Consider the following 26,572-nt stretch of genomic DNA (forward strand, 5'->3'; position numbering starts at 1 on the left):
TGCGCTTTCTCGTGGGACCTGAATCCCTCACCCGATTTGCTGCACAAATCGACCTCTCCCTGTGGGAGAGGTGCTCGACCCCGCGGACAATACACCTCAACAAAATCACCCCGCGCTAGATGTCCCTCGAACTCTCCTTCATCATCTTCCTTCTCCTGCGCATGGCGATCGCGGCGGCGTTCGTGGTGACGGCGTCGATCATCGCGGAGCGCTCCGGGCCGGTGATCGGCGCGCTGGTTGCGACCTTGCCGATCTCGGCGGGGCCCTCCTATGTTTTCCTCGCACTCGACCATGACGCCGCCTTCATTGCGCAGGGTGCGCTCGCGAGCCTGCCCATCAACGGCGCGACGATCGTGCTGGGGCTGATCTATGTCGTGCTGGCGCAACGGCACGGCCTTGCCGTCAGTTGCGGCGCAGCCGTGGCGGTCTGGATCGTGCTCGCCTCGATCATCCGGATGTTCGACTGGTCGCTGACCGCCGGCCTTGCCGTCAACTTCGTCGCCTTCGGCATCTGCATTCCGCTGCTGGCGCGCTATCGCCACGTGAAAATGCCGCTTGTCACGCGCCGCTGGTACGACGTGCCGTTCCGCGCTTCGCTGGTCGCGACCCTGGTCGCGATCGTGGTCTCGACCTCAGGCTGGGTCGGACCGAAGATCAGCGGCATCATGGCGCTCTATCCGATCGTGTTCACCAGCATGATGGTGATCCTGCATCCGCGTATCGGTGGCCCTCCGACCGCTGCCGTGCTGGCCAACTCCGCCTGGGGTCTGCTCGGTTTCGGAATGGCGATTGCCGTGATGCACGTCGCGGTGGTGCAATTCGGCTCCGCCGTCGGTCTATGCCTTGCGCTCGGAACCTGCGTGGTGTGGAACCTGACGCTGTGGTGGATCGGCCGGCGTACGATGCACAAGGTGTGACAGGAGCAGTGAGACTACGGACTCGCGTGACATCGAGTCGCGAGAAGACATATCCCTCATGTCAGGCCGGCAAACCCGCGGCACGTTGGTCAAGCCATTGAATGAGAAACATCATTTCAAGCCGAGCGGCACGCCGTTCTCGAGGGTAGCCGCATTCGTTGCGCCAACGGCCGCGCCCAACTCTGCCGATTCTCGCTATTTCCATTAGAACTTTGTTCGAGTTTTTCCTTTACGAATAATGTTGCATGCCCGCCTCCGCTGCCGTTGGCGCGAAACTTGTCCGATCGGCATTCGATTGTGCGGACCCGCGGGAACTGTGGACTGGACTACGGCAATGTCGCCGGAGCGGCATATCCCCAGCGGACGTGTCCGCCCGGGCTTTTTTCAAGATGGAGATTGTCTGATGTTCGGTCGCAAGTCCCATGGTGATGCACAGGCGCGGCTCGACGCCATTGGCCGGTCGCAGGCCATGATCGAATTCAATCTTGATGGGACGATCGTCACGGCCAACAAGAATTTCCTCGATGCCCTCGGTTATCGGCTCGACGAAATCCAGGGCAAGCATCACTCCATGTTCGTGCCGGCCGACCAGCGCGACACCGCCGAGTATAAGGCGTTCTGGGCTGCACTGAAGCGTGGCGAGTATCAGGCGCGCGAGTTCAAGCGGATCGCGAAGGACGGCCGCGAGGTCTGGATCGAAGCATCCTACAACCCTGTGCTCGATGGGGACGGCAAGGCGGTGATGGTTGCCAAGATTGCGACCGACATCACCGAGAAGAAGATCCGGAGCATGACGGATGCCTCCAAGATCGCCGCCATCGGCCGCGCCCAGGCTGTGATCGAGTTCAAGCTCGATGGCACCATCGTCTCCGCCAACGAGAATTTCTGCAGGACGCTCGGCTACTCGCTCGCCGAGATCCAAGGCAAGCATCACAGCCTGTTCGTGGCCGACGCTGAGCGCAATGGCACGGCCTATCGCGAATTCTGGGCCGCGCTCAACCGCGGCGATTATCAGGCCGGCGAGTTCAAGCGGATCGGCAAGGGCGGCAGGGAGGTGTGGATTCTCGCTTCCTACAATCCGCTGCTCGACGAGAACGGCAAGCCGTATGGCGTCGTCAAGTTCGCAACCGATGTCACCGCGGAGAAGCTGAGAAACGCCGATCTCGCCGGTCAGATCGCGGCGATCGACAAGGCGCAAGCCGTGATCGAGTTCAATATGGACGGCACGATCATCACCGCCAACCCCAACTTTCTCAGCGCGCTCGGTTATTCGCTTTCCGAGATCAAGGGCAAGCATCACAGCATGTTCGTCGAGCCGAGCGAGCGTGACGGCGGCGCCTATCGCGAGTTCTGGGCCGCGCTCAACCGCGGCCAGTACCAGGCGGCCGAATACAAGCGCATCGGCAAGGGCGGCAAGGAAGTCTACATCCAGGCCTCCTACAATCCGATCCTCGATCTCAACGGTAAGCCGTTCAAGGTCGTGAAATATGCCACCGACACCACCAAGCAGGTGCTGGTGCGCATGGGCAACGAGCGCGTTCGCGGCATGATGGAATCGGTGGCCGCCGGTTCGGAGGAGCTCAACGCTTCGGTGCGGGAGATCTCCGAAGCAATGACCAAGTCGCGCGAGACCGCGATGAGCGCCGTGGATCAGGTCGCTGCCGCCGACGCCCAGGCCCAGCGGCTCACCGAAGCCGCGCAGGCGATGAGCGGCATCGTCGAGATGATCAACAGCATCACCGGCCAAATCAATCTGCTGGCGTTGAACGCCACGATCGAATCCGCCCGCGCCGGTGAGGCCGGCCGCGGTTTTGCCGTGGTGGCTTCCGAAGTGAAGAGCCTCGCCAACCAGGCCAAGCAGGCCACCGACAAGATCGGCCAGGAGATCGGCAGCCTCAACGGCATCTCAGGCGATGTCGTCAGCGCGCTTGGCTCGATCAAGCAGGCGATCAACAACGTCAGTGAATACGTCACCTCGACCGCCGCCGCCGTCGAAGAGCAGAGCACGGTGACGAACGAGATGTCGACCAGCATGCAGCGCGCCGCCGCCGAAGCCGCCGCGATCGCCGCGAGGGCGTAGGCAGCAACCACATTGTCATTCCGGGGCGCCTCGAAGAGGCGAACCCGGAATCTCGAGATTCCGGGTCTGGTCCTTCGGACCATCCCGGAATGACGGTTCCCGTCACTGTTTCGGCAGCTTGGCCTTCAACGCATACAGCGCATCGAGCGCCTCGCGCGGCGACATCTCGTCGGGATGCAGTGCCTTCACTGCGTCCATCAATAGCTCGGCCTCGGTCGGCGGGGCGGCCTCCGCGGCGGCACGCGAGGGCACGGCGAACAGCGGCAGATCATCGGCCAGCGCACGCGCGGTCTGGCCGCGGTCCTGCGCTTCGAGTTTTGCCAGCACCGATTTGGCGCGCGTGATCACGGCCGGCGGCAGGCCGGCGAGCTTGGCAACCTGGATGCCGTAGGAGCGGTCGGCCGAGCCCGGCAGAACCTCGTGCAGGAACACGACATTGCCCTGCCATTCCTTGACCCGCACGGTCGCATTGAACATCCGCGGCAGCTTTGCCGAGAGTGCGGTCAATTCGTGATAATGCGTGGCGAACAGCGTGCGGCAGCGGTTGCTCTCATGCAGATGCTCGATCGCGGCCCAGGCAATGGAGAGGCCGTCGAACGTAGCGGTGCCGCGGCCGATCTCATCCAGGATCACCAGCGCGCGTTCACCGGCCTGGTTGAGGATCGCCGCGGTCTCGACCATTTCCACCATGAAGGTGGAGCGGCCGCGGGCGAGATCGTCGGCGGCGCCAACGCGCGAGAACAGGCGGTCGATGATGCCGATCCGCGCGCGGGTGGCCGGCACGAAGCTGCCGATCTGCGCCAGCAGGGCAATCAGCGCGTTCTGGCGCAGGAAGGTCGACTTACCGGCCATGTTCGGGCCGGTGAGCAGCCAGAGCTGGCCGGACTTCTGTGCCGGGCTCGGTGAGAGATCGCAGGCATTGGCGATGAACGGTTCGCCATTGCGCTTCAAAGCCTGCTCGACCACGGGATGGCGGCCGGCTTCGATGGCAAAGCCGAGGGAGCCGTCGACCTCGGGCCGCACATAGTTCTCGTCAACTGCGAGCTTGGCCAGCGATGTCGCGACGTCGAGCAGCGCAAAGCCTTGCGCGGCAGCGCGCAGATCGTCGCTGATCTCGAGCGCCTTGGCACAGAGCCGCTCGAAGATCTCGAGCTCGAGCCCGAGCGCGCGGTCGCCGGCATTGGCGATCTTCGCTTCGATCTCGCCCAGTTCCGAGGTCGTGAAGCGCACCTGTCCCGCCAGCGTCTGGCGATGGATGAAGGTTGCGTTCAGCGGCGCCGACATCAGCTTGTCGCCGTGCTGCGCGGTGACCTCGACGAAATAGCCGAGCACGTTGTTGTGGCGGATCTTGAGACCCTTGACGGAGGTGTCGTCGGCGTAACGCGCCTGCATCGAGGCCACGACCAGGCGCGAGGCGTCGCGCAGGTTGCGGGCTTCGTCGAGCGCGGGCTCGTAGCCCGCACGCACGAAGCCGCCATCGCGCTTGATCAGCGGCAGCTGCTCGTCGAGCGCGCGGGCGAATTCGGCGGCAAGCTCGCGCGGCGGACGCTGCAACGCCGCCATCACCGTGGCGATCTCCTGCGGCGGCTGGTCGAGCTCGGACAACCGCGCCAGCACCTGGTCGGCGGCGATGATGCCGTCGCGCAGACCCGCGAGATCGCGCGGTCCGCCGCGGCCGACCGAGAGACGGGCCAGTGCGCGCGACATGTCAGGCGCGCCGCGCAAAATGCTGCGGATGTCTTCGCGCGTCGCCGAATCCGCCACAAAGGCGCTGACGGCATCGAGCCGCCGCGCGATCGCAGGCGCATCGGTCAGCGGTGCCGCCAGCCGCTGCGCGAGCAGACGCGAGCCGGCCGAGGTCACCGTGCAGTCGATCGCATCGAGCAGCGAGCCGCGGCGTTCGCCGGCAAGGGTCCGCGTCAGTTCGAGGTTGGCGCGCGTGGCGGGATCGATCGCCATGGTCGCGCCGGAAGCTTCGCGCGCGGGCGGCGACAGCGGCGGGTGCTTGCCGACCTGGGTGCGGTCGACATAGGTGACGGCGGCGGCCGCGGCGGTGGCCTCGAGCCGCGAGAGCTGCGCCAGTCCGTCCATGGTCGCGACGGCAAAATAGTCGCACAGGCGCTTCTCGGCGGTGGCGCCATCGAACACGTCGCGGGTCACCGGCGTCACCGCCGGCAGCTCGCGCAAGGTCTGTCCGAGCTCGTTATCGCTATAGAGCGCGTCGGTGACGATGGCCTCGTTCGGGTTGATGCGTGCCAGCGTGGCGGCGAGCTCGCCACCCGAAACTTCCGTGACCGTGAATTCGGCGGTCGAAATGTCGATCCAGGCAAGCCCGAAGCGATCGCCGCCGGCAGAGGAGCGGGCGCGCGCAATCGCCAGCAGGTAATTGTTGGCGCGCGCATCGAGCAGCGTGTCCTCGGTCAGCGTGCCCGGCGTCACCAGCCGCACCACGCCGCGACGTACGACGCTCTTGTTGCCGCGCGCTTTGGCCGCCGCAGGATCCTCGGTCTGCTCGCACACCGCGACCCGGTGGCCGGCGCTGATCAGGCGATGCAGATAATCCTCGGAGCGCTCGACCGGCACGCCGCACATCGGGATGTCGTTGCCCTGATGCTTGCCGCGCTTGGTCAAGACGATGCCGAGCGTTTTCGAGGCGATCTCGGCGTCCTCGAAGAACAGCTCGTAGAAATCGCCCATCCGGTAGAACAGCAGCAAGCCCTGATGTGCCGCCTTGATCTCCAGGTACTGTTCCATCATCGGCGTGACGCGCGATGCGGCTTCCGCCTGCGGCGCGGGGGTGGGTTCAGGCTCTGGCGCTGGGATTGGCTGTTGCATGGTCATGGGCGGCGCAACCTACAAAATTTCGCCTCCTGCTCCTATCGCTTTGGCCGGGGAGGGGAGGTTTTCCACGTTGTCCGCACCGCGGCATGCGCTGGCGGCGTGGACACCCCTCGGAACACGCAAGAAACCGTCAATTGACCTGCTGCGGGCGCCCTCCTAAAACTCCGCCGACATTGAAGAATTTTCGCCGGACCGCGGCATTCAGGGAGAACAACGATGCGTGACGTCTTTATCTGCGATGCCGTGCGGACCCCGATCGGCCGTTTCGGCGGCTCGCTCGCCAAGATGCGTGCCGACGACCTCGCCGCGGCCCCGATCAGGGCGTTGATGGCAAAACACCCCAATCTCGACTGGGCGCAGGTGGATGAAGTGTTCTTCGGCTGCGCCAACCAGGCCGGCGAGGACAACCGCAACGTCGCGCGCATGGCGCTGCTGCTCGCGGGTCTCCCGGACTCGGTTCCCGGCCAGACCCTCAATCGCCTCTGCGCCTCCGGCCTCGATGCGGTCGGTGCTGCGGGGCGCGCCATTCGCTCCGGCGAGATCGAGCTTGCGATTGCCGGCGGCGTCGAGTCCATGACGCGCGCGCCCTTCGTGATGGGTAAGGCGCAGGAAGCCTTCTCGCGCTCCGCCGAGATCTTCGACACCACGATCGGCTGGCGTTTCATCAATCCGCTGCTCAAGGCGCAGTACGGCGTCGATGCGATGCCGGAGACCGGCGAGAACGTCGCCGAGGAATTCCAGGTCTCGCGCGCCGACCAGGACGCCTTTGCCATCCGCTCGCAGCAGCGCGCAGGCAAGGCGATCGCCGCCGGCTATTTCGCGGAAGAGATCACGCCGATCATCATTCCCGGCGGCAAGGCAGGTCCGATCACGGTCGACAAGGACGAGCATCCGCGCCCCGAGACCACGCTCGAAGGTCTGGCCAAGCTGAAGCCGATCGTGCGCAATCCCGGCACGGTGACCGCGGGCAATGCCTCCGGCGTCAATGACGGCGCCGCCGCGATGATCCTGGCGTCCGAAGCTGCCGTGAAGAAGCATGGCCTGACGCCCCGCGCGCGCATCCTCGGCCTCGCCTCGGCCGGCGTGCCGCCGCGCATCATGGGCATCGGCCCCGTGCCCGCGACCCGCAAGCTGATGGAGCGTCTGGGCAAGAAGATCAGTGATTTCGATCTGATCGAGCTCAACGAAGCCTTCGCCTCGCAGGGCATCGCCTGCATGCGTCAGCTCGGCGTCGCCGACGATGCCGATTTCGTCAATCCGCATGGCGGCGCGATTGCGCTCGGCCATCCGCTCGGCATGAGCGGTGCCCGCCTCGCGCTCACCGCCGTCCACGGCATGGAGAAGCGCGGCGGCAAGCTCGCGCTGGCCACCATGTGCGTCGGCGTCGGCCAGGGCGTCGCGGTTGCGATCGAGAAGCTGAACTGACGGTACACGCAGTGGACCGTCATCCCGGAGCCGCTCGTTAGAGCGGAATCCGGGATCTCGAGATTCCGGGTTCAGCCCTGTCGGGGCTGCCCCGGAATGACAGGGAGAGAGCCATGATCATCGAGCGCGAGCAGGACGTTACGGCCGCGGCTCTGGCGGTGATGGAGCGGACGTCCGATCCGCGGATGCGGCAGATCATGATCTCGCTGGTCAAGCATCTGCATGGCTTCGTCCGCGACGTTCGCCTGACCGAGAAGGAATTCCGCGACGCCACCGCCGTTATTGCCGAACTCGGCAAGCTGACGACCGACACGCATAATGAAGTCGTGCTGATGGCGGGCTCGCTCGGCGTTTCGCCGCTGGTTTGCCTGCTGAACAACGGCGATCAGGGCAATACCGAAACCGATCAGTCGCTGCTCGGGCCGTTCTGGCGGTTGAACTCGCCGCGGGTGGAGAATGGTGGGTCGATCGTCCGCTCCGAGACCCCGGGCGCGCCGCTGTTCGTGAACGCCCGCGTCGTCGACAAGGAGGGCCGCCCCGTTGCGGGTGCTGAGGTCGATGTCTGGCACGCCTCGCCGGTTGGGCTTTACGAGAACCAGGATCCCGATCAGGCCGACATGAACCTGCGCGGCAAGTTTACGACCGACCAGGATGGGCGTTTCGCGTTCCGCTCGGTGATGATGGTCGGCTATCCGATTCCGACCGACGGTGTCGTCGGCCGCCTCCTGGAGGCACAAAGCCGGCACCCTTATCGTCCCGCGCATCTCCATGCCCTGATCTTGAAGCCCGGCTTCAAGGTGCTGATCTCGCAGATCTACGATCCCAACGACCCCCATATCGACAGCGACGTGCAGTTCGGCGTGACCCAAGCGCTGATCGGCAAGTTCGTGCGCCATGAGACGCCGCATCCGACCGTGCCAGACGTCGCAACCCCCTGGTACTCGCTCGATCACACCTACCGGCTCGAGGCCGGGGAGGCCGTGCTGCCGCGTGCGCCGATCAAATAGGGCAGCCGGCCCGAATGTCCGGGGGGAGATGGGTGCTAAAGCCGCTTCCCTAAATTAGTTATATTCTATAATGATTGGCGCAAATGTTGTCCGGGCCGGCCCAAAATGGCCGGGGCCGGGGAGGAGTTCGCCAATGACGTTCATTTATCCCACGGACAGCAACAAGGCGCATCCGCTGCCGCTGTCACCCGACTACAAGAGCTCGATCAAGCGCGCGCCGAACAAGCCCTTGATCCCGATGCGCCACACGTTGTCGGAACTGACCGGTCCCGTTTATGGCCACGAGACCGTGCGTGACGGCGACAACGATCTCACCACCCAGCACAAGGGCGAGCCGCTCGGCGAGCGCATCATCGTGCACGGCCATGTGCGCGACGAAGACGGCCGCGGCGTGCCCCACTCGCTGATCGAGATCTGGCAGGCCAATGCCTGCGGCCGCTACGTCCATGTCCGCGACCAGCATCCGGCGCCGCTCGATCCCAACTTCACCGGCGCGGGCCGCACCGTGAGCGATGCCGCCGGCTATTACCGCTTCGTCAGCATCAAGCCGGGCGCTTACCCTTGGGGCAATCACCACAATGCCTGGCGTCCCGCCCACATTCATCTCTCGGTGTTTGGCCATTCCTTCGTCACACGCCTGGTGACGCAGATGTATTTCCCGGGCGACCCGCTGTTCCCGTTCGATCCGATCTTCAACTCGGTGCCGGACGAGAAGGCGCGGATGCGCATGGTCTCCTCGTTCGATCTGGAGAATACCAAGCCCGAATGGGCGCTGTGCTACCGCTTCGACATCGTGCTGCGCGGCAAGAACGCTACCCCCATGGAGACCAAGTAAGTGCAGGATTCCGCGAAGCCCGATGGGATCACGCCATCGCAAACGGTCGGTCCGTTCTTCAAATACGGCCTGACGCCGACGGGCGAATATGCCTGGAATGATGCCTTCACCAACTCAACGCTGACACCGGATGTCTCCGGCGATCGCGTCCGCATCGAGGGCCGGGTGCTGGATGGTGACGGTGCCGCCGTGCCCGATGCCATGCTGGAGATCTGGCAAGCGGATGCGCAGGGTCGCTTCGCCGACCCGCAGGACAAGCGCGCGCTGCCGAATGCGAGCTTCCGCGGCTTCGCCCGCTGCGGCACCGACAAGGACGGTCATTATTCCTTCGACACCATCAAGCCGGGCGCCGTGCCCGATCCTGATGGTAAGCCGCAGGCGCCGCATATCGTTCTGGCGGTGTTTGCGCGCGGCATGCTGCGGCATCTCTATACCCGCATTTATTTCAGCGACGAGGCCGGCAACGCCGCCGATCCCGTGCTGGGATTGGTGCCTGCCGACCGCCGCGCCACGCTGATCGCGGTGCGGGAGGCCGGCAAGCCGCTCTATCGCCTCGACCTGCGCCTGCAGGGCGACACTGAGACGGTGTTCTTCGACGTCTAAGTCAATGCGTGCCGGCGATTTGCGAATCGCCGGCGCGAGCTTCTCATCCAGCGCATCGCAGTGCTTCATCAGTCTCGACACTTGTCTCTTCCGGCCAGTGCGTCGGCGTGACTGACTCAAAACCGATTGCCCGGCATCTGTTTCCCGTAGTTTTGCGGAGCATTCCTTTCGCCGATGCGTCCTCCGGGAAATCCCGTATTTACCGTATCCGGTTAGGCTCGCCGCAGTTTCAGCACGCGCCCCGGAATATTTCATGAAAATTCGCCTGTCCTTGTCCTCTGCGATCGTCGCGTTCGGGATCGTTCTTGCCATCGGCTTCACGGCGGTCGTCTCCACCAGCCTCTATGCATTGCGTGAGCTCAAGGTCGGTGGGCCGCTTTACTCCGATATCAAGCTCGGCAACGACCTCATCGCCGACATCCTGCCGCCGCCGGAATATGTCATTGAGGCCTATCTCGAAGCCACGCTTGCCATGCGCGAGCCTGACCAACTGGCGGCTCATGGCGAACGCCTGGTCCAGCTCCGCAAGGATTACGATGAGCGCAAGGCCTATTGGACCGCGTCCAGCCTCTCGGCCGACCTGAAGACGGCCCTGGTGTCCAAGTCCGACGCCGAGGTGCAGAAGTTCTGGAAGCTGTTGTCCGATCAGCTCCTGCCGGCGCTCAAGGCCAAGGACGCGGCCGCGTCCGAACGCGCCTATGCGCAGCTCAAGGATGCCTATACCGCACATCGCGCCGTCATCGACAGCATCGTCGAAAGCGCCAACAAGCAGAATGCCGACATGGAGAAGCTGGCCGCCGACCGCGACAGCGCGATGCTCTATATTCTGCTCGGGGTCTCCGCGGCCGTGCTCGCCTTCATCGCCGCCGGCCTGCTCGGCGTTGCGTTCGGCGTGGTGCGCCCGATCGTGCGCATGACGGACACGATGCAGAAGCTTGCGACCGGGGATCTCGCCGCTGAAATTCCCTTCGCGCAACGTCAGGACGAGGTCGGCTCGATGGCCGGCGCACTCCAGGTGTTCAAGCAGGGCGCGATCGAGAATTCGCGCCTGCGCGAGGAGCAATTGCGACAAGAGCAGGAAGCCGCGCTTGCCAAGCGCGGTGCCCTGTACCAGATGGCCGAAACCGTCGAGCGCGAGACCGGTCGCTCGGTCGACACCGCCAGCGCGACGACGCAAGGCGTCGAGCGGGCTGCCCTGAGCCTGTCCGAGATCGCGCGATCCCTATCGTCGGAATCGCAGGCGGTCGCCGCCGCCTCCACCCAGGCGCTCGGCAGCTCGCAGACCGTTTCGGCCGCCGCCGAAGAGCTGAGCGCATCGATCCGGGAGATCGCAACGCAGGTCGGACGCACCTCGACCGTCACCAAATCGGCCGTCGCAGGCCGCGAGCAGGCACGCTCGACCATCCAGGCGCTGGCGGGCGCCGTGAAGAAGATCGCCGAGGTCTCCGACCTGATCGGCGGCATCGCCGGCCAGACCAATCTGCTCGCGCTCAACGCCACGATCGAGGCGGCGCGTGCCGGGGAGGCCGGCCGCGGTTTTGCGGTCGTCGCGGCCGAGGTGAAATCCCTGTCCGACCAGACGGCGAAATCCACCGAGGAGATCGGGCGCCTGATTGCCGAGATCCAGGCCTCGACGCAGGCCGCGGTCGATGCCGTCGAGACCATGGGTGGTCATATTGTCGAGATCGACGGCGTGGCGACCTCGGTTGCCGCCGCGATGGAACAGCAGGACGCCGCGACGCGGGAGATCGCGCGGTCGATTTCCGAGTCGGCCTCCGCCGCGAAGGAAGTCTCGGCCAAGATCGCCAATGTCAGCCGCGACGCCGCGTCGGTGAACGAACGCGCCGCAGACGTCAGGCAGGCAATCGCAGGGATGGCGGCCAATCTGGAATCGCTGCGATCGGTCGTGGTCCGCACCGTGCGCGACTCGACCGCAGCGGCGTAAGCTCTGCCGCTGGCGCGCGGGGGTGTGATCGTGCAGTATGGCGCCGGGCAGGGGCATCATGGCTATGACACCTCCACAACTGCCGGCGGTCGTTGAGCCCGCCCGATTGACGGCGGCACTGCGCAAGGCCGGCGCACTGGACGCCGGCGCCGTGCGCGAGGTGAAGGTGCTGCACGAGCGCGATACGGTGGTGTCGCACATCGTTCGACTTGGCCTGCGCTATGTCGGGGAATCCGCTGGTGCGCCGCAATCGCTGATCCTCAAGACGCCGCATGCCGACTTCGCCAAGACGCTCGCCAATGGCGGCCGACACGAGGTGGCGTTCTACACCAGGCTCGCACCGCGAATGCCGCGGGGACTGGTCCCGCGCTGCTTCGACGGATTCTTCGACGAGGAAACCCTCAACTGGCATCTGCTGCTCGAAGACCTCACCGATAGTCATGAGATCGCAACCCAATGGCCGCTGCCGCCGTCGCGCGCGCAAACATTCGCGATCGTCACTACGCTCGCACGCTGGCATGCGGCCTGGTGGGACCATCCCGATCTCGGTGACACCGTCGGCACCTGGGCGAGCCCCGAGGACAGCGCGCAGCACATGGAGACCTTTGCCGGTCATTACGACCGGTTCGCCGATCTGCTCGGCGATCGCCTCAGCGAGGAGCGCCGGCTTCTCTATCGTCGCCTGATCGACCAGTCGGCCCGGCTATCCGAGCGCTACCACGCGCGCCGTAACCTCAGCATCACCCATGGCGATGCCCACACCTGGAATTTCATGCTGCCGCGCGCCGGCGTCACTGACACCGTGCGCCTCTTCGATTTCGACCTGTGGGGCGTCAACGTCCCGACCAACGACCTCGCCTACATGATGGCGCTTCATTGGTTTCCGGAACGCCGCCAGGCGCTCGAACGCCCCTTGCTCAATCTCTATCACGAGACATTGCTCGCAAACGGCATCACCGGATACACACGCGGTGCGCTCGATCGTGACTACCGCTTGTCGGTGCTCTGGCACATCACCAAACCGGTCTGGCAATGGAGCATCAACATCCCACCCGGCATCTGGTGGCACCATCTGGAACGGATCATGATGGCGGTCGAGGATTTGGGGTGTGAGGAGTTGTTGTAGGGGCAACAAAATCGGTGTCGCCCGGCCTTCGCCGGGACGACGTCGGAGATTAACGCTCCGGCTCGGCTCTAAACGACTGCAGCCTACTCCATCACCGCATGCTCCGGCCCGGCCGCCTGCTTGCGCAGCGTGGCTTTGGTCGAGCCGATCATCAGCGCCAGCGGGATGGTGCAGAGGATGAAGAACATCACCAGCTGGTAGTCGTGCGAAAACGCAATGATCTGCGCCTGCACGCTGACCATCCTGTCCGCCATGGCGCGACCGGCGCTGGTGGAGAGATCGATCATCCGGCTGACGTCAGGCATCTGGAGCGCCTGGTTGAACGGGTTGACGTGTTCGGACAGGATCGCATAGGTCCGCCGCGTCCCCTGCGTCAACTGGGCGATGACGACGGAGATGCCGACCGAGCTTGCGACGTTGCGCATCAGGGTCAGCATCGCGGTGCCGTCGGTACGCAGATTGTTCGACAGCGTCAGGAACGACACCGTCGAGAGCGGTACGAACACGAGACCGAAGCCAAAGCCCTGGATGACGCTGACGGTCACGATCTCCGGCACCTGGGTCAGGTCGGTCCAGCCGGTCATCTGGAATAGCGAGCCCGCAGTCAGCGACAGGCCGGCGATGATCAGCGTGCGCGCCTCGAAATATCGCATCATGCGCCCGACCAGCATCATGGCGAAGAAGGTGCCGAAGCCGCGGCTCGCCAGCAGCAGGCCGGCGGTGATGATGGGATAGCCGATCACGTTCTGCATGTAGGGCGAGGCCAGCGCCATGGTTGAAAACAGCACGAGCCCCATCACGATCATGAACACGCAGCCGGTGACGAAGTTGCGATCCCTGAACAGCGCAAAGCGGATGAACGGCGTCGAGGTCGTGAAGGAGTGCGCGAGGAAGAAGTAGAAGGCGACGGCCGAGACGATGAACTCCGCGATGATCTCGTCCGATTCGAGCCAGCCCAATTGCTCGCCGCGATCGAGCGCGAGCTGCAACGCGCCGATCGCGATCGCCAGCGCGGCGAAGCCGAGCCAGTCGAATTTGAGGCTGAGATCCTTCTTGGTCTCATCCATGAAGATGATGAGCCCGATGACCGTGATCGCGCCGAACGGCAGATTGACGAAGAACACCCAGTGCCAGGAATAGGTTTCGGTCAGCCAGGCACCCAGCGAGGGTCCCATGATCGGACCCATCATCACGCCCATGCCCCAGATCGACATCGCCTTGGCGCGTTCCTGGAGCGTGTAATAGTCGAGCATGACCGATTGCGACAGCGGCACCAGCGCCGCGCCGAACACGCCTTGCAGCAGGCGGAACAGCACCATCTGGTTGATGTCCTGGGCGAGACCGCACAGCACGGAGGCCATGGTGAAGCCGCCCGAGCAGATGATGAAGATGCGCTTGCGGCCGAAGCGGTTGGCGACCCAGCCCACCGGCGCCGTCATGATCGCGGCCGCGACGATGTAGGAGGTCAGCACCCAGTTGATCTGGTCCTGGGACGCCGACAGCGTGCCCTGCATATAAGGCAAAGCGACGTTGGCGATCGTGGTGTCCAGCGCCTGCATGATGGTCGCCGTCATGGCGCAGATCGTCACCATGTTCCGGCGCAGGCCGGGAACCATCAGGCTGGCATTCGGACCGGACATCGACTTAGTCCTTGTCCTGGTCTTTATCTTGGCTTGCGGTCGCAGACAGGCCGAGCAGGCCGGCGAGCGAGCGCTGATGGCCGGTGTCGATGGTGGCGTAGACGCTCATGCCGGCCTTCAGCTTCTTCACGTATTTGTCGCTCTCGTCGAAATAGATCCTGATCGGCACGCGCTGCACCACCTTGACGAAGTTGCCGGTGGCATTCTGCGGCGGCAGGATCGCGAATTGCGCGCCGGTGCCGGGCGAGAGCGAGCCGATCTTGCCCTTGAAGACGTGGTTCGGGAACGCGTCGACCTCGAGCGTGACGGGCTGACCTTCGGCAACGTAGGTGAGATCACTCTCCTTCGGATTGGCGTCGACCCAGGGGTGGGCGACGTCGATGATGGTGAAGACCGGCGTGCCGGCGGCGACGTAGCGGCCGAGCTGAATCTGCTCGACCTGGGTCGCGATGCCGCCCATCGATGCGCGCACCACGGCGTGGTCGAGATTGCGCTCGGCATTCTCGAGCTTGGACTTGGCCTGGGCGTAAGGCGGGAATTTCTCCAACGGCAGGTCGATGTCGCCGAGCAGCTGGGTCTTGGCGGTCGAGATCTGCTGTTTGACGTATTGTGCGATCGAGCCTGATGTGACCAGGGCGTTCGAGGCATTGTCGAGATCGAGCTGCGAGCCAAAGCTGTTCTTCACCAGCGCCTGCTTGCGCTCGACGTCACGCTGCTTCAGGTCGATGCCCTTCTGCGCGAGATCGAGCATGTCGCCGTAGATCTTGATGTTGGCGCGCAAATTGTCATAGGTCGTCTGCGCCTGCATCAGCTGCGCCTTGGCGTCGTCCACGGCGAGGCGGAACGGCACGGGATCGATCTCGAACAGCACGTCGCCCTGTTTGACGAGCTGGCCTTCCTTGACGACGACCTTCTCGATCTTGCCGGAGATGTCGGGCGTGACCAGCACCTTCTGCGCGCCGACATAGGCATCGTCGGTGCCGACATAGCGGCCGCCATTCAGATAGAAGGTCAGGCCGGCGATCACGGCGACGGTCGGCAGCACCACCATCAGCAGGAAGCGGCGATAGCGGCGCAGGCCGGCGACGAAGCGGCGGCGCGGATCGGTCCCGGCCTTCTTTGTCGGCTTGCCGCTGTCGATCTTCTGCTCGGGCTGGAATTTGATGACCTGATCAGCCATAGCGCTGCTCCTTACGCGCTTGTTCCGCTCCGGACGTCTGGATCGCGGTACGCACGTTTTCCTTGATGGTTTCGAGTTGGGTGAGGAGACGATGGGCGTCCGCCGGGCTGATGCCGTCGAGCGCGTTCGCCGTGAGCTCCGATTTCAGGCCGCTCATTCTCCCCAGCAGCGCACGGCCGGCCTTCTTGAGGTAGAGGCGTTTGACGCGGCGGTCCGAGGCGTCGCTGCGGCGCTCGATCCAGTCGCTGTCGCAGAGCTTGTCGATCAGCCGGGTCAGCGTGATCGGCTGCATCTCCAGCAGCTCGGCGAGTTCCGACTGCTTCATGCCCTCGCTGCGTTCGACCTTGGCCAGCACCGCCCATTGCGCGCGGGTGATGCCGAAGCGCGAGGCCTCCTTGTCGGCATAGACGCGCAAGAGGCGGTAGAGCTCGCCGAGGGTGAACAGGAAATTCTGGTCGACAGACCCGCGGGTCATAAGCTTGGTCTCCAATAAGCTTGAATATAATAAGCAAGCTTATGATTTTTTCATGGCGGATTAAAGCGATGCTGTCCCGCAGCAAGAGCATGGCTGACCGCCGCGGTGCCGGACGAGCTTTGGGTTCCACGGCCGAAATGTTAGAAGGCAGGCCAAATGACCCTCGCAAAGCCGGCATTTCCAACGCCCGACCATGATCACGGCCGCTGTACCGCGGACGCGCTGGCGCATGCGGAAGCGGTCTGCGAGCAGCGGGCACAGAAATTCACGCCGATCCGCCGCCAAGTGCTGGGCGCACTGCTCTCCAGCCATCGCCCCCTCGGCGCCTATGAGGTGATCGACGAATTGGCAAAGTCGATGCCGCGGCCGGCGCCGATCACGGTCTACCGCGCTCTCGATTTTTTGATGGCCAACGGCCTCGTGCATCGCATCGAAAGCCGCAACGCCTATCTTGCTTGCGCCGCCCACGACCATGATGCGACCTCGGCGGTGGCGTTCCTGATCTGCGAGCGTTGCGGTCTCGTCGGCGAGATCCCATCGGCGTCCTTCGCCAAGGAGCTCAACGCGGCGGCGCGCGCGTCAGGTTTCGCACCAAAGCTGTCCGTGGTGGAGATCACGGGCGTCTGCACCCATTGCCAGAAGGTCTCTTAAAGCGATGGAATCGGCTCAAGCCAAAGCGGTGGTGCTCACCCCTCCCAAAGGGAGAGGTGAAGAGTCCGCCGTCTGACCAAACAAGCAACAACGGCGCAAAGCCGGGTCCCAGGAAGATATGTCCACACCTCAAGCCATACCGCCCGCCGGCCGTCCGCTCAGTGCTGGCGCCATCGCCCTGATGCTCATGCTGTGCCTGACTTGGGCCTTCAACCAGATTGCGGTGAAGCTGGTGCTCCCGGACATCCCGCCGATGCTCCAGGCCACCTTCCGCTCGATGGGCGCGCTGCCGGTGCTGTTCATCATCGGCAGCTTCCGCGGCGTCAAATTCTTCGAGCGCGACGGTACGTGGAAGGCCGGCCTCGCCGCCGGGGTGATGTTCGGCATCGAGTTCGTGCTGATCTACCAGGGTCTGCGCTTCACCTCGGTGTCCCGCGCCGTCGTGTTTCTCTACACCGCACCGTTTTTCGTCGCGCTCGGGTCCTATCAGATGCTCGGCGAGCGGCTTGGCGGTTCGCAATGGCTGGGGCTCGCCGTGAGCTTTGCCGGCGTCGCGCTCGCAATCGGCGTGCCGCAGCCGGACGTCGATGCCAAGGTGCTGCTCGGCGATCTCATGATCGTCGGTGGAGCGTCCCTCTGGGCCGCGACCACGCTGGTTGCCAAGAGCACGCGGTTGCGCTTCGCCGCGCCCGAGAAGGCGCTCGGCTATCAGGTCGCAACCTCGATCCCGATCCTTGGCGCCGCCGCCTGGTTGTTCGGCGAATCCATCACCCACACGCCGTCGCCGCTCTCGATTGGCCTGTTGGCTTTCCAGGCGATCTGGGTGGTGGGAACCACGTTCACGCTTTGGTTCGCGCTGGTGAAGGCCTATTCGGCCAGCAAATTGTCGGCTTTTACCTTCATCACCCCTTTGTTTGGCGTGGTGGGTAGCTATTTCATCATGCACGACACCTTAAGTCTGGCCTTCGGGGCGGCAGCCGTCCTTGTAATTGCTGGGCTTTTTCTGGTTAACCGTCCGAGCCAAACGGCCGCGACGCCAGCTGATGCATTGCTGAACGTCACCAAAACCTGATATTTGGACCCCATGAACAAGCTCGAAAACCCCCTCGATTCCGAGATCGCAGGCCCAGCGCCGCGTCACCGGACCACCCAGGTCAAGGTCGGCGACGTCGCCGTTGGCGGCGGCGCGCCGATCGTCGTGCAGTCGATGACCAACACCGACACCGCCGACATCGACGGCACCATCGCCCAGGTCGCAGCGCTCGCGCGCGCCGGCTCCGAAATGGTCCGCATCACCGTGGACCGTGAGGAGGCCGCTGCCGCCGTTCCGCACATCCGCGATGGCCTCGCCAAGCGCGGCATCACCACACCCTTGATCGGCGACTTCCATTATATCGGCCACAAGCTGCTCGCAGCCTATCCGGCCTGCGCCGAGGCGCTCGCCAAATACCGCATCAATCCGGGCAATGTCGGCTTCAAGGACAAGCGCGACACCCAGTTCGCCGACATCATCGAGATCGCGAACAAGAACGGCAAGCCGGTCCGCATCGGCGCCAATTGGGGCTCGCTCGACCAGGAGCTGCTGACCAAGCTGATGGACGAGAACGCCGCCTCCGCCAATCCGCGCGACGTTCGCGCGGTGACGCGCGAGGCCATGGTGCAGTCCGCGCTGCTCTCGGCCGCGCGCGCCGAAGAACTCGGCATGCCCAAGGATCGCATCATCCTCTCCGCCAAGGTCTCGGCGGTGCAGGATCTGATCGCGGTCTATCAGGATCTCGCGTCGCGTTCCGACTACGCCATCCATCTCGGCCTCACCGAAGCCGGCATGGGCTCGAAGGGCATCGTCGCCTCATCGGCCGCGCTCGGCATCCTGCTTCAGCAGGGCATCGGCGACACCATCCGCATCTCGCTGACGCCGGAGCCCGGCGGCGACCGCACCCGTGAGGTGCAGGTCGGCCAGGAACTGCTGCAGACCATGGGCTTCCGCACCTTCGTGCCGCTGGTTGCAGCGTGCCCCGGCTGCGGTCGCACCACCTCGACCACGTTCCAGGAACTGGCGCGCTCGATCCAGGATTTCATCCGCGACGAGATGCCGAACTGGAAGAGCAAGTATCCCGGCGTCGAGGAGCTCAACGTCGCGGTGATGGGCTGCATCGTCAACGGCCCCGGCGAATCCAAGCACGCCAATATCGGCATCTCCTTGCCCGGCACCGGCGAAGCGCCGGCCGCGCCCGTGTTCGTCGACGGCAAGAAGTTCCGCACGCTGCGCGGTCCGACCATCTCCGCCGATTTCAAGGCGCTGGTGATCGACTATATCGACCAGCGCTACGGCCAGGGCGCCAAGGTAGCCGCGCCGGCGGAGTAGCAGCTCTCAAATATTGGAATCGCAGGGCGGGTTCGCGGCGAGCGACCCGCCCTCTTCTTTTGCGCGACCGGCCCGGATTGCACTTCGCTCTATCCGGGCTACCATGTCTCCCAATCAAGAATGATCGGGAGCAACACGATGAGCTCGCTGTCCGGCAAGCAGGGCCCGCGCTATCGCCACACCGCCGAAGACGGCGCGGCTTACGAGACCATCGCGGTCGAAAAGCTCACTCCCATCATCGGCGCGGAAATCTCCGGCGTCGATATCGGCAAGCTCGTCGAGGGCGATGCGCGCTCCAACCAGCAGATGGACGAGATCCATCGCGCGCTCGCCGAGAACCTCGTCATCTTCTTCCGCGACCAGGCCATCACGCCAAAGCAGCATCTCGCCTTCGGCCGCAAGTTCGGCGAGCTGCATTTTCATCCCGCCGCCCCGCATGAGGACGAAGATCCGGCGCTGATGAAGATCTATGCCGACAAGAACTCGCCGCGCGCCAATGGCGAGGGCTGGCACTCCGACGTCTCCTGCGATCTCGAGCCGCCGATGGGCTCGATTCTCTACATCAAGCAATGCCCGCCGCGCGGCGGCGACACGCTGTTCGCCAATATGTACGCGGCCTATGAGGCGTTGTCGGATCGCATGAAGGCCTATCTCGACGGCCTCACTGCACTGCATGACGGCGAGCCGATCTATCGCGGGCTCTATGCGAACTATGGCGTGGCCGATCGCCCGTCCTATCCGAGCGCCGAGCACCCGGTGGTGCGCACCCATCCGGTCACGGGCAGGAAGGCGCTCTACGTCAACCGCGGCTTCACCCGCCACATCAACGGCGTTCCGCGCGACGAGAGCGACGCGATGCTTGCCTATCTCTACCAGCACGCCGAGAACCCGCTGTTCCAGTGCCGCTTCCGCTGGACCGAGAACGCCATCGCCTTCTGGGACAACCGCTGCACCCAGCACCGCGCGATGTGGGACTACTGGCCGCACACACGCTCCGGCACGCGGGTGACGGTGAAAGGGGAGCGGCCGGTGTGAAAATATCGTGGCGCATCACTGCCGCTATCGCTGTTTGGCTGATCCCGCTTTTGGCCTTGCCGGCTGACCATGGCGAGGCGGCTGTGGCCCGAAAGGCCGCGAGAGCCAGGATCAAGCCGCCGGCGCCGGAGGCCTGCGATCCGCGCAAATTCAGAATCATCCTCGATGTCGGACACACCTCGGAATCGCAGGGTGCGACCAGCGCGCGCAACGACGTGGAATTCGGCTTCAACCTGTATTTGACGCGGCTGATCGGAGAGCGCTTGAAGTCGGCGGGCTTCGCCGCGACCCGCGTGCTGGTGACCGAAGGCAAGGCGCGGGCCAGCCTGCTCAAGCGCGTCGGAACCGCCAATGACGCGCATGCGGATTTTTTCTTGTCAATCCACCACGATTCCGTGCCGGACAAGATGCTCGAAGCATGGGAATTCGACGGCGCCAAGAGCTATTTCAGCGACCGCTTCAGCGGTCATTCGCTGTTCGTGTCCGAGCGCAATCCGCATTTCGCTGCCAGCCTCGCCTTCGCCAAGCTGCTGGGCCGCGAATTGAAGGAGCAAGGCCTGCAATACGCCACCCAATACAGCCTGCCGCTGATGGGCCGTTACCGGCATCCATTGCTCGACAAGGATGTCGGCGTCTACCGCTATGACGGGCTCGTCGTACTCTCGCAGACCCGAAGCGCCGCGGTCCTGCTGGAAGCCGGCTCCATCATCAATCGCGACGAGGAGATGGCAATGAACTCGCCGGCGCGACGAGAGCTGACGGCGAAGGCCGTGGTGGCGGCGATGCGCGCGTATTGCGCTCGCAATGACGAAAAAAACTACAGCGGCGCCCCCTGATACTCCCGGTTCGCCAGACTCGCTTCCTCCAGATCGAGGTCGCGCTCGATCCTGCGCCGCGTCTCGTCGGTGATCTGCCCGTCGCGCAGCAGGTCGTGGATGAATTTGCGCTCGGCGGCGATCAGCTCGCGGGTCAGCGCGGTGCCGGCGGCGGAGACGTCGTGGTGGGTCGGATCGAGCGAATCCGGGAGCTGGTTGACGCGGATTTCATGGCGCGCGCGCAGGAGCCGCATCACCTCGTCCGACACCTCTTTCTCTTCCATCAACGCGTCCAGCGATTTCAGCGCGGCGTCGAGCGCCTGGCGCCGCGCCGCGATCTCGGCCTCGTGCTCGGCGACATGCTCGTTGCGGCCGGCCTCTGCGATGCCGAGCCAGCGCACCACCGGCGGCAGCGTCAGGCCGACGCCGATCAGGGTGATGAAGATGACGCCGAAGGCCACGAACAGGACCAAATCGCGATACGGGAAGGTCTCGCCGCCGGGCAGCGTGAACGGCAGCGCCAGCGCGGCCGCCAGCGACACCGCGCCGCGCACGCCGGTGAATGCGAGCGCGAATGGCCATTGCCAGGGCGGCGACGGATCGCGCGCGCGCAGCGACTTGCTGAGCATCCGCGGCAGATAGGTCGCGGGATAGAGCCAGGCGAAGCGCGCCACAACGATAATGGTCATGACCAATGCGGTCGCGATCATGATGTCGTCGAGCGGGAACATCTTCGATTTCTCGTAGAGCGCGCGCATCTGGAAGCCGGTGAGCAGGAACAGCAGGCCCTCGATCAGATAGATGATGAGGTCCCAGAAGAAGATGCCCTGCAGGCGCGTCGACGCCGAAATCAGCAGCGGCCCGTTCCAGCTCACATAAAGGCCGCAGGCGACGGTGGCGATCACGCCGGAGCCGCCGACATGCTCGGGCAGCCAATAGGAGACGTAGGGCGTGATCAGCGACAGCGTCAGCTCGACCTGCGGATCCCCGGACCATTTGCGGAAGCGCAAAGAGAGCCAGCCAACGCCGATGCCGAAGGCGATCTCGCCGGCGACGATGAGCGCAAATTCGCCGGCCGCCAGCGGCAGCGAGAAATGCCCGACCACGATCGCGGCCAGCGCGAAGCGGTAGAGGATCAGCGCGGTGGCGTCGTTGGCGAGCCCCTCGCCCTCGAGAATGACCAGAAGCCGGCGCGGCATGTTCAGCCGGCGGGCGATCGCGAGTGGCGCCACCACGTCGGGCGGCGCGACGATGGCGCCCAGCAGGAAACCGATGCTCCAGGGCAGGCCGATCACGTAATGGGTGGCCGTCGCGACCATTGCGGCAGTGAAGATCACGGCCCCGACCGCGAGCAGCACGATCGGACGTAGATTATTCCTGAACTCGCGCCAGCTCATCGCGACGCTCGCCGAGTAGATCAGCGGCGGCAGCACCATCAGCAGCACCAGCTCCGGCGGCAGTTCCACCGGCGGCATGCCCGGCACGAACGCGAGGCCGACGCCGGAGAGCATCAGCAAAATGGCAGGCGCCATGTTGAAGCGGCGCGCGATCAGCGCCGTGCCGGCCAGCACGGCCAGCAGGATGAGAAAGGTCTGGAATTTCGCTGCGATCATGACCTGTCTTGGCCGGAAGCGGCCAAGAGGTCAATGTGACTGGGTTAGACCAGCCGTTCGGCCACCACGCGCCCGATCCGCGCGAAAACCGCTTCGAGCTGCGCCGCATTCGGTGCGCCGCCCTGGGTATAGGCCGCGATCAGGATCGGCGCTTCCGGTTTGGGCCAGGCGACCGCGATATCGCCCGATGCGTCCTTGCCGTTGTTGCCGGTCTTGTCGCCGATTGTCCAACTGGCCGGCAGGCCGCCGCGCAGCCGGTTCGCGCCGGTCTTGCAGCCCACCATCCATTCGGTGAGCTGGGCCTTCGAAGCGGGCGACAGCGCCTCGCCCGTGACCAGCCGCTTCAGATTGCCGGCCATCGCCGCCGGCGTCGTGGTGTCATGGGGATCGCCGGGTGGCGAGCGGTTGAGCTGGGGCTCGTTATGGTCGAGCCGCGAGGTGGTGTCGCCGATCGATCGCCAGAATGCCGTGAGTGCGGCGGGGCCGCCGATCCGCGCGAGCAGCAGATTGGCGCAGGTGTTGTCGCTGAGCTCGACGATGGCTTTGCACATGTCCGCGACCGACATCGCGCCGGCCGACAGGTTCTGCTTCGCGACCGGCGCGTACTCCAGCAGATCGGTCTTGCCGTAAGAGATCATCGCCGCCAGCTGCTCCTCGCCGCGATCGACCCGCGCCAGTACGCAGGCTGCGAGCGAAGCCTTGAAGGTCGAGCACATCACGAAGCGCTCGTCGGCCCGCCAGGCGAGCTTGGCGCCCGTGGCGAGATTCTCCGCATAGACCCCGATCCGTCCGCCGCTTTCGCGTTCGTAAGCTTCGAGTTCGGGCGGCGCCTCCGCAGCAAGCACGGGAGAAGCGGCCATCCAGCACAGCGAGGCGAGCAGGGAGCGGCGGTCGAGCAGCATGAGATGACTTTCGAGGGAGACCGAGGTGGGGAGCAACGTGCGGGCTATCCCCGCGTCACTGCGAGCGCAGCGAAGCAATCCAGAATCCCTCCGCGAAGAGACTCCGGATTGCTTCGTCGCAAGGGCTTCGCAATGACATGTGGCGAGAGTTGGGGTCGCAATCGGAGAATGTGGGGCGGGCGCGCCAGATTTCGGTGAGCGGCAGGCGAGCCGCTCACTCTTTCAGATCGTACCGATACGATTTCGAAACGATCTGCCAGCCGTCGGCGAGCTTCATCGCCACCAGGTAATCCGTGAAAAACCGCGGCGGCAGCTGGCATTTGACCTTGATGAAGGCGGTCTTGTCGTCCGAGCGGTCGATGGTGACGATGAAATCCTGGCGCGGCTTGCCTTCCGCCTTGGCGGAAGGGCGCTTGCGCACCCAGGCGAGCCAGTCCGGCACGGTCAGGATCTTCAGCTCGCCCTTTTCGACCCAGCGCAGATCGGCGGACGGGTGGAAGACGGCACCGAGCTTGTCGGCATCACCCTCGTACAGTCCGTCAAAATAGGATTGCACGACCGCCTCGACGCTGGACCTGTTCTGGCTCATGGGTCATCCCTTTGAATGATGGCTGGCCGCGAACTTAGTCGTACACATCAAATTGCGCTATGGATGTCTTCTGCCATTTGCGTGAGGGCGCCATCATGACGGGTTCGCAACAACCGATCGCTCGCATCCTTGCCGGTGAATGCTATTGCGGCGCCGTCCGCTACGAGGTGGCGGACGCATTCGCCTACGCGCTGAACTGCCACTGTTCGAACTGCCGCCGCACCACCGGTTCCGCCTTCAAGCCGTTCGCCGGCATCGCATACAGCAAGCTCCACCTCGTCAGGGGCGAGGACCAGCGGCGGCTCTACGGGGACGACACCACCCATGACGCGCACTGCGCCCGGTGCGGCTCGCTGCTGTATTCCCGGGTCCGCGACGGACAATGGGCCCATGTCGCCATGGGAACCCTGGTCGATGCCCCCTCGATCCGCCCGACCGCCCACATTTTCGTCGGCTCCAAGGCGCCATGGCACGAGATCACGGACGATCTGCCGCAGCATCGGGGGCACATCGGCGATGGCTAGAGGAAACCGGCCCGCGTGCATTTGGCGGCGAACCGCCAACGCACTGGCGCGACTAACAAAAAGGGTTCCTCGGCCTGTCGGCGCCGCCTTCGTGACCTCCATCACAAGCGCAGGCGGCGGATCTTGCTAAGGCTGTCCCTGAGGGTGTGAACTACCTCGAATTTTGGAAGTCGTGTCATGCGCAATTTGTTCAGGCTTTGCCCATTGCTCCTCGCCGCCGCGCTGCTGTTCGGCGCCGGGCCCGCTTTCGCCGGAAAGCGCGTCGCGCTGGTGCTGGCCAACTCGGCCTATCAGCACGCGCCTTCGCTCGCCAACCCCGTCAATGACGGTGCGGTGATGGCGAAGACGCTGAAGGATGCCGGCTTCGATGTCGTCGATTCCCGTCGCGATCTGACGGCGCTCGACACGCGGCGCGTGCTGCGCGACTTCGCCGATTCGACCCGCGATGCCGACATCGCCGTGGTCTACTATGCCGGCCACGGCATCGAGGTCGAAGGCTCCAACTATCTGATCCCGGTCGATGCCAAGCTCGAGCGCGACACCGACGTCTATGATGAGGCGCTCTCGCTCGATCGCGTGCTGGTCGCGGTCGAGCCGGCCAAGCAGCTTCGCCTGGTGATCCTCGATGCCTGCCGCGACAATCCGTTCGGCAGGACCATGAAGCGCACGCTTGCCTCGCGCGGCATCGGCCGCGGTCTGGCCCAGGTCGAGCCGACCAGCACCAACACGCTGATTGCCTATTCGGCCAAGGCCGGCTTCACGGCGCAGGATGGTGACGGCGCCAACAGCCCGTTCACGATCGCGCTGTCGAAGCATCTGACGACGCCGGGCCTCGACGTCCGCCGCGCCTTCGGCTTCGTTCGCGACGACGTGCTCAAGTCCACCGGCAACAAGCAGGAGCCGTTCGTCTACGGCTCGCTCGGTGGCGAAGACGTGCCGCTGGTGCCGGTCAAGGCCGCGCCTGCGCCCGTGACCGCGGCAGCGCCTGCGCCCGCGACGAACCCGCAGGCCGACATGCGCCGCGACTATGAGCTCGCACTTCAGGTCGGCAACAAGCCGGCGTGGGAAGCCTTCCTGGCCCAGCATCCGGACGGTTTCTATGCGAACCTTGCCAAGCTCCAGCTCGACAAGATCCAGGCCGAGCAGGTTCATGCGGCCGCGACCGAGAAGACCAAGCAGGCCGAGGCCGAGCGCGATCGTCTCGCTGCGCTTGGTGCGCAGAAGGACGCCCAGGCCAAGGCCGCGGCTGACGCAAAGGCGGCCGAGCAGGCCCAGCTTGCCGCGCAGAAAGCCAAGGAGCAGGCGCAGCAGCAGGCGGCAGCTGCCGAGCAGCAGCGCGTCAATCTTGCCGCCGCAGCCCCGAACGCCGCTCCTGCCGGCGCGGCGAGCCCCGCCGGCACCAATGTCGCCTCGCTGACGCCGGCAACCGCGCCGGCGGATCTCAGCCGCTCGGTGCAGACCGAGCTTGGCCGCGTCGGCTGTTTCTCCGGTCAGGCTGACGGCAATTGGAATACGTCCTCGCAGCGGTCGCTGTCGCAGTTCAACCGCTACGCCGGCACCAAGCTTGACGTGAAGATGGCGAGCACCGATGCGCTCGACACGGTCAAGTCAAAGCAGTCGCGCGTCTGCCCGCTGGTCTGCGAGCACGGCTTCAAGGCTGACGGTGACAAGTGCACCAAGATCGTCTGCGGCGACGGCTATGCGCTGAACGACGACAATGAATGCGAGAAGCAGCGCGCTGCCAAGCCGGGCAAGCCTGCAACCGCCAAGCGCGACGACGGCGATGAGCGGCCCGCACGTCAGCGTCGCCAGTCCGGCGCGGCCATTGGAGCGGCGGGTGGCATCGCTGCCGCTGCCGGTCGCGCCACGGGCGGTGGCGGTCAGGTCTTTTGCAATGATCTGCTCTGCCGTCCCGTCAAGCGCGGCTGCCATCTCGAATATCACGGCGGCGGCGGCCCTCACAATGACGCCAATGTCGAGGTCTGCAACTGATCTGCCACAAGA

22 protein-coding genes are annotated in these 26,572 nt (G+C 64.8%); 15 read left to right on the top strand and 7 right to left on the bottom strand.

All coding sequences use genetic code 11. The features are described from left to right. The first annotated feature begins 119 nt into the window (after positions 1–119). Positions 120–917 carry a hypothetical protein gene (locus JQ587_RS02630; RefSeq protein ID WP_212424330.1) on the top strand — a complete coding sequence of 266 codons (798 nt, stop codon included), beginning with the start codon at positions 120–122 and terminating at the stop codon, positions 915–917. A gap of 403 nt (positions 918–1,320) precedes the next feature. After that, positions 1,321–2,997 carry a methyl-accepting chemotaxis protein gene (locus tag JQ587_RS02635; protein ID WP_212303284.1) on the top strand — a complete coding sequence of 559 codons (1,677 nt, stop codon included), beginning with the start codon at positions 1,321–1,323 and terminating at the stop codon, positions 2,995–2,997. Between the two features lie 102 nt (positions 2,998–3,099). Here JQ587_RS02635 and mutS read toward each other — a convergent pair whose 3' ends face one another. Beyond that, a complete protein-coding gene (mutS, locus tag JQ587_RS02640; RefSeq protein WP_212424331.1) occupies positions 3,100–5,838 on the bottom strand; it encodes a DNA mismatch repair protein MutS in 2,739 nt (912 codons plus the stop codon). 216 nt (positions 5,839–6,054) lie between these two features. On the opposite strand from mutS, the gene pcaF reads away from it, so the two are divergent. The 6 genes from pcaF to JQ587_RS02670 all read left to right on the top strand — a co-directional run bounded on the left by pcaF (position 6,055) and on the right by JQ587_RS02670 (position 12,779). Continuing rightward, positions 6,055–7,263 carry a 3-oxoadipyl-CoA thiolase gene (gene pcaF, locus JQ587_RS02645; RefSeq protein WP_212424332.1) on the top strand — a complete coding sequence of 403 codons (1,209 nt, stop codon included), beginning with the start codon at positions 6,055–6,057 and terminating at the stop codon, positions 7,261–7,263. A 113-nt stretch (positions 7,264–7,376) separates the two neighbouring features. Next, positions 7,377–8,270 (top strand): dioxygenase family protein, encoded by an 894-nt coding sequence (locus JQ587_RS02650; protein ID WP_212303287.1) that lies wholly within the window; start codon positions 7,377–7,379, stop codon positions 8,268–8,270. Between the two features lie 133 nt (positions 8,271–8,403). Beyond that, positions 8,404–9,105 (top strand): protocatechuate 3,4-dioxygenase subunit beta, encoded by a 702-nt coding sequence (pcaH, locus tag JQ587_RS02655; RefSeq protein WP_212303288.1) that lies wholly within the window; start codon positions 8,404–8,406, stop codon positions 9,103–9,105. Next, a complete protein-coding gene (pcaG, locus tag JQ587_RS02660) occupies positions 9,106–9,708 on the top strand; it encodes a protocatechuate 3,4-dioxygenase subunit alpha (protein WP_212424333.1) in 603 nt (200 codons plus the stop codon). It begins immediately after the preceding gene. A gap of 253 nt (positions 9,709–9,961) precedes the next feature. Next, positions 9,962–11,653, top strand: a complete 1,692-nt coding sequence (locus JQ587_RS02665; protein WP_212424334.1) for a methyl-accepting chemotaxis protein — start codon at positions 9,962–9,964, stop codon at positions 11,651–11,653. Positions 11,654–11,690: 37 nt separating this feature from the next. Beyond that, positions 11,691–12,779 carry a phosphotransferase gene (locus JQ587_RS02670; RefSeq protein ID WP_212424335.1) on the top strand — a complete coding sequence of 363 codons (1,089 nt, stop codon included), beginning with the start codon at positions 11,691–11,693 and terminating at the stop codon, positions 12,777–12,779. Positions 12,780–12,862: 83 nt separating this feature from the next. On the opposite strand, the gene JQ587_RS02675 is transcribed toward JQ587_RS02670, so the two are convergent. From JQ587_RS02675 to JQ587_RS02685, 3 genes are read right to left on the bottom strand one after another with little or no spacing between them, the layout of a single operon-like run. Further along, the gene (locus tag JQ587_RS02675; protein ID WP_249154144.1) at positions 12,863–14,419 is read right to left on the bottom strand and encodes an MDR family MFS transporter; all 1,557 of its coding nucleotides are present in this window, start codon (positions 14,417–14,419) and stop codon (positions 12,863–12,865) included. Between the two features lie 4 nt (positions 14,420–14,423). After that, complete coding sequence (locus tag JQ587_RS02680; protein WP_212303292.1) at positions 14,424–15,599, bottom strand: HlyD family secretion protein; 1,176 nt, start codon at positions 15,597–15,599, stop codon at positions 14,424–14,426. After that, positions 15,592–16,074, bottom strand: coding sequence for a MarR family winged helix-turn-helix transcriptional regulator (locus JQ587_RS02685; protein WP_212303293.1), 483 nt, complete (start codon positions 16,072–16,074; stop codon positions 15,592–15,594). The genes JQ587_RS02680 and JQ587_RS02685 overlap by 8 nt, the downstream gene beginning before the upstream one ends. Before the next feature lie 156 nt (positions 16,075–16,230). Here JQ587_RS02685 and JQ587_RS02690 point away from each other — a divergent pair, with 156 nt between their 5' ends. The 5 genes from JQ587_RS02690 to JQ587_RS02710 all read left to right on the top strand — a co-directional run bounded on the left by JQ587_RS02690 (position 16,231) and on the right by JQ587_RS02710 (position 20,961). Next, the gene (locus tag JQ587_RS02690) at positions 16,231–16,725 is read left to right on the top strand and encodes a Fur family transcriptional regulator (RefSeq protein ID WP_212303294.1); all 495 of its coding nucleotides are present in this window, start codon (positions 16,231–16,233) and stop codon (positions 16,723–16,725) included. Positions 16,726–16,843: 118 nt separating this feature from the next. Continuing rightward, positions 16,844–17,797: a DMT family transporter gene (locus tag JQ587_RS02695; RefSeq protein WP_212303295.1), complete on the top strand. Its 954-nt coding sequence runs from the start codon at positions 16,844–16,846 to the stop codon at positions 17,795–17,797. 12 nt (positions 17,798–17,809) lie between these two features. Further along, positions 17,810–19,090: a flavodoxin-dependent (E)-4-hydroxy-3-methylbut-2-enyl-diphosphate synthase gene (gene ispG / locus JQ587_RS02700; protein ID WP_212303296.1), complete on the top strand. Its 1,281-nt coding sequence runs from the start codon at positions 17,810–17,812 to the stop codon at positions 19,088–19,090. A gap of 138 nt (positions 19,091–19,228) precedes the next feature. Continuing rightward, positions 19,229–20,125 carry a TauD/TfdA dioxygenase family protein gene (locus JQ587_RS02705; protein WP_212424336.1) on the top strand — a complete coding sequence of 299 codons (897 nt, stop codon included), beginning with the start codon at positions 19,229–19,231 and terminating at the stop codon, positions 20,123–20,125. Continuing rightward, positions 20,122–20,961: an N-acetylmuramoyl-L-alanine amidase gene (locus JQ587_RS02710; protein WP_212424337.1), complete on the top strand. Its 840-nt coding sequence runs from the start codon at positions 20,122–20,124 to the stop codon at positions 20,959–20,961. The genes JQ587_RS02705 and JQ587_RS02710 overlap by 4 nt, the downstream gene beginning before the upstream one ends. On the opposite strand, the gene JQ587_RS02715 is transcribed toward JQ587_RS02710, so the two are convergent. The 3 genes from JQ587_RS02715 to JQ587_RS02725 form a co-directional block, all read right to left on the bottom strand. Continuing rightward, the gene (locus JQ587_RS02715) at positions 20,943–22,553 is read right to left on the bottom strand and encodes a Na+/H+ antiporter (RefSeq protein ID WP_249154145.1); all 1,611 of its coding nucleotides are present in this window, start codon (positions 22,551–22,553) and stop codon (positions 20,943–20,945) included. The genes JQ587_RS02710 and JQ587_RS02715 overlap by 19 nt on opposite strands. 44 nt (positions 22,554–22,597) lie before the next feature. After that, entirely contained in the window at positions 22,598–23,455 is an 858-nt protein-coding gene (bla, locus tag JQ587_RS02720; RefSeq protein ID WP_212424338.1) for a class A beta-lactamase, read from the bottom strand. A gap of 214 nt (positions 23,456–23,669) precedes the next feature. Further along, on the bottom strand, positions 23,670–24,044 hold the full coding sequence (locus tag JQ587_RS02725; protein WP_212424339.1) for a nuclear transport factor 2 family protein: 375 nt from the start codon (positions 24,042–24,044) through the stop codon (positions 23,670–23,672). Between the two features lie 95 nt (positions 24,045–24,139). Between JQ587_RS02725 and JQ587_RS02730 the strand changes: the two genes are divergently transcribed. Together JQ587_RS02730 and JQ587_RS02735 are read left to right on the top strand one after the other, a co-directional pair. Continuing rightward, the gene (locus tag JQ587_RS02730) at positions 24,140–24,568 is read left to right on the top strand and encodes a GFA family protein (RefSeq protein WP_212424340.1); all 429 of its coding nucleotides are present in this window, start codon (positions 24,140–24,142) and stop codon (positions 24,566–24,568) included. Between the two features lie 177 nt (positions 24,569–24,745). Further along, positions 24,746–26,560 carry a caspase family protein gene (locus JQ587_RS02735; RefSeq protein WP_212424341.1) on the top strand — a complete coding sequence of 605 codons (1,815 nt, stop codon included), beginning with the start codon at positions 24,746–24,748 and terminating at the stop codon, positions 26,558–26,560. The last annotated feature ends 12 nt before the right edge of the window (positions 26,561–26,572 follow it).

The sequence above is a fragment of the Bradyrhizobium manausense genome (assembly GCF_018130615.1).
GTDB lineage: Bacteria > Pseudomonadota > Alphaproteobacteria > Rhizobiales > Xanthobacteraceae > Bradyrhizobium > Bradyrhizobium manausense_A.

What these genes read in the sequence shown, in the direction of transcription:
- JQ587_RS02630 (WP_212424330.1), top strand. Translation starts at nt 120, where the DNA reads ATGTCCCTCGAACTCTCCTTCATCATCTTCCTTCTCCTGCGCATGGCG.
- JQ587_RS02635 (WP_212303284.1), top strand. Translation starts at nt 1,321, where the DNA reads ATGTTCGGTCGCAAGTCCCATGGTGATGCACAGGCGCGGCTCGACGCC.
- mutS (WP_212424331.1), bottom strand. Translation starts at nt 5,838, where the DNA reads ATGACCATGCAACAGCCAATCCCAGCGCCAGAGCCTGAACCCACCCCC.
- pcaF (WP_212424332.1), top strand. Translation starts at nt 6,055, where the DNA reads ATGCGTGACGTCTTTATCTGCGATGCCGTGCGGACCCCGATCGGCCGT.
- JQ587_RS02650 (WP_212303287.1), top strand. Translation starts at nt 7,377, where the DNA reads ATGATCATCGAGCGCGAGCAGGACGTTACGGCCGCGGCTCTGGCGGTG.
- pcaH (WP_212303288.1), top strand. Translation starts at nt 8,404, where the DNA reads ATGACGTTCATTTATCCCACGGACAGCAACAAGGCGCATCCGCTGCCG.
- JQ587_RS02665 (WP_212424334.1), top strand. Translation starts at nt 9,962, where the DNA reads ATGAAAATTCGCCTGTCCTTGTCCTCTGCGATCGTCGCGTTCGGGATC.
- JQ587_RS02670 (WP_212424335.1), top strand. Translation starts at nt 11,691, where the DNA reads ATGGCGCCGGGCAGGGGCATCATGGCTATGACACCTCCACAACTGCCG.
- JQ587_RS02675 (WP_249154144.1), bottom strand. Translation starts at nt 14,419, where the DNA reads ATGTCCGGTCCGAATGCCAGCCTGATGGTTCCCGGCCTGCGCCGGAAC.
- JQ587_RS02680 (WP_212303292.1), bottom strand. Translation starts at nt 15,599, where the DNA reads ATGGCTGATCAGGTCATCAAATTCCAGCCCGAGCAGAAGATCGACAGC.
- JQ587_RS02685 (WP_212303293.1), bottom strand. Translation starts at nt 16,074, where the DNA reads ATGACCCGCGGGTCTGTCGACCAGAATTTCCTGTTCACCCTCGGCGAG.
- JQ587_RS02690 (WP_212303294.1), top strand. Translation starts at nt 16,231, where the DNA reads ATGACCCTCGCAAAGCCGGCATTTCCAACGCCCGACCATGATCACGGC.
- JQ587_RS02695 (WP_212303295.1), top strand. Translation starts at nt 16,844, where the DNA reads ATGTCCACACCTCAAGCCATACCGCCCGCCGGCCGTCCGCTCAGTGCT.
- ispG (WP_212303296.1), top strand. Translation starts at nt 17,810, where the DNA reads ATGAACAAGCTCGAAAACCCCCTCGATTCCGAGATCGCAGGCCCAGCG.
- JQ587_RS02705 (WP_212424336.1), top strand. Translation starts at nt 19,229, where the DNA reads ATGAGCTCGCTGTCCGGCAAGCAGGGCCCGCGCTATCGCCACACCGCC.
- JQ587_RS02715 (WP_249154145.1), bottom strand. Translation starts at nt 22,553, where the DNA reads ATGATCGCAGCGAAATTCCAGACCTTTCTCATCCTGCTGGCCGTGCTG.
- bla (WP_212424338.1), bottom strand. Translation starts at nt 23,455, where the DNA reads ATGCTGCTCGACCGCCGCTCCCTGCTCGCCTCGCTGTGCTGGATGGCC.
- JQ587_RS02725 (WP_212424339.1), bottom strand. Translation starts at nt 24,044, where the DNA reads ATGAGCCAGAACAGGTCCAGCGTCGAGGCGGTCGTGCAATCCTATTTT.
- JQ587_RS02730 (WP_212424340.1), top strand. Translation starts at nt 24,140, where the DNA reads ATGACGGGTTCGCAACAACCGATCGCTCGCATCCTTGCCGGTGAATGC.
- JQ587_RS02735 (WP_212424341.1), top strand. Translation starts at nt 24,746, where the DNA reads ATGCGCAATTTGTTCAGGCTTTGCCCATTGCTCCTCGCCGCCGCGCTG.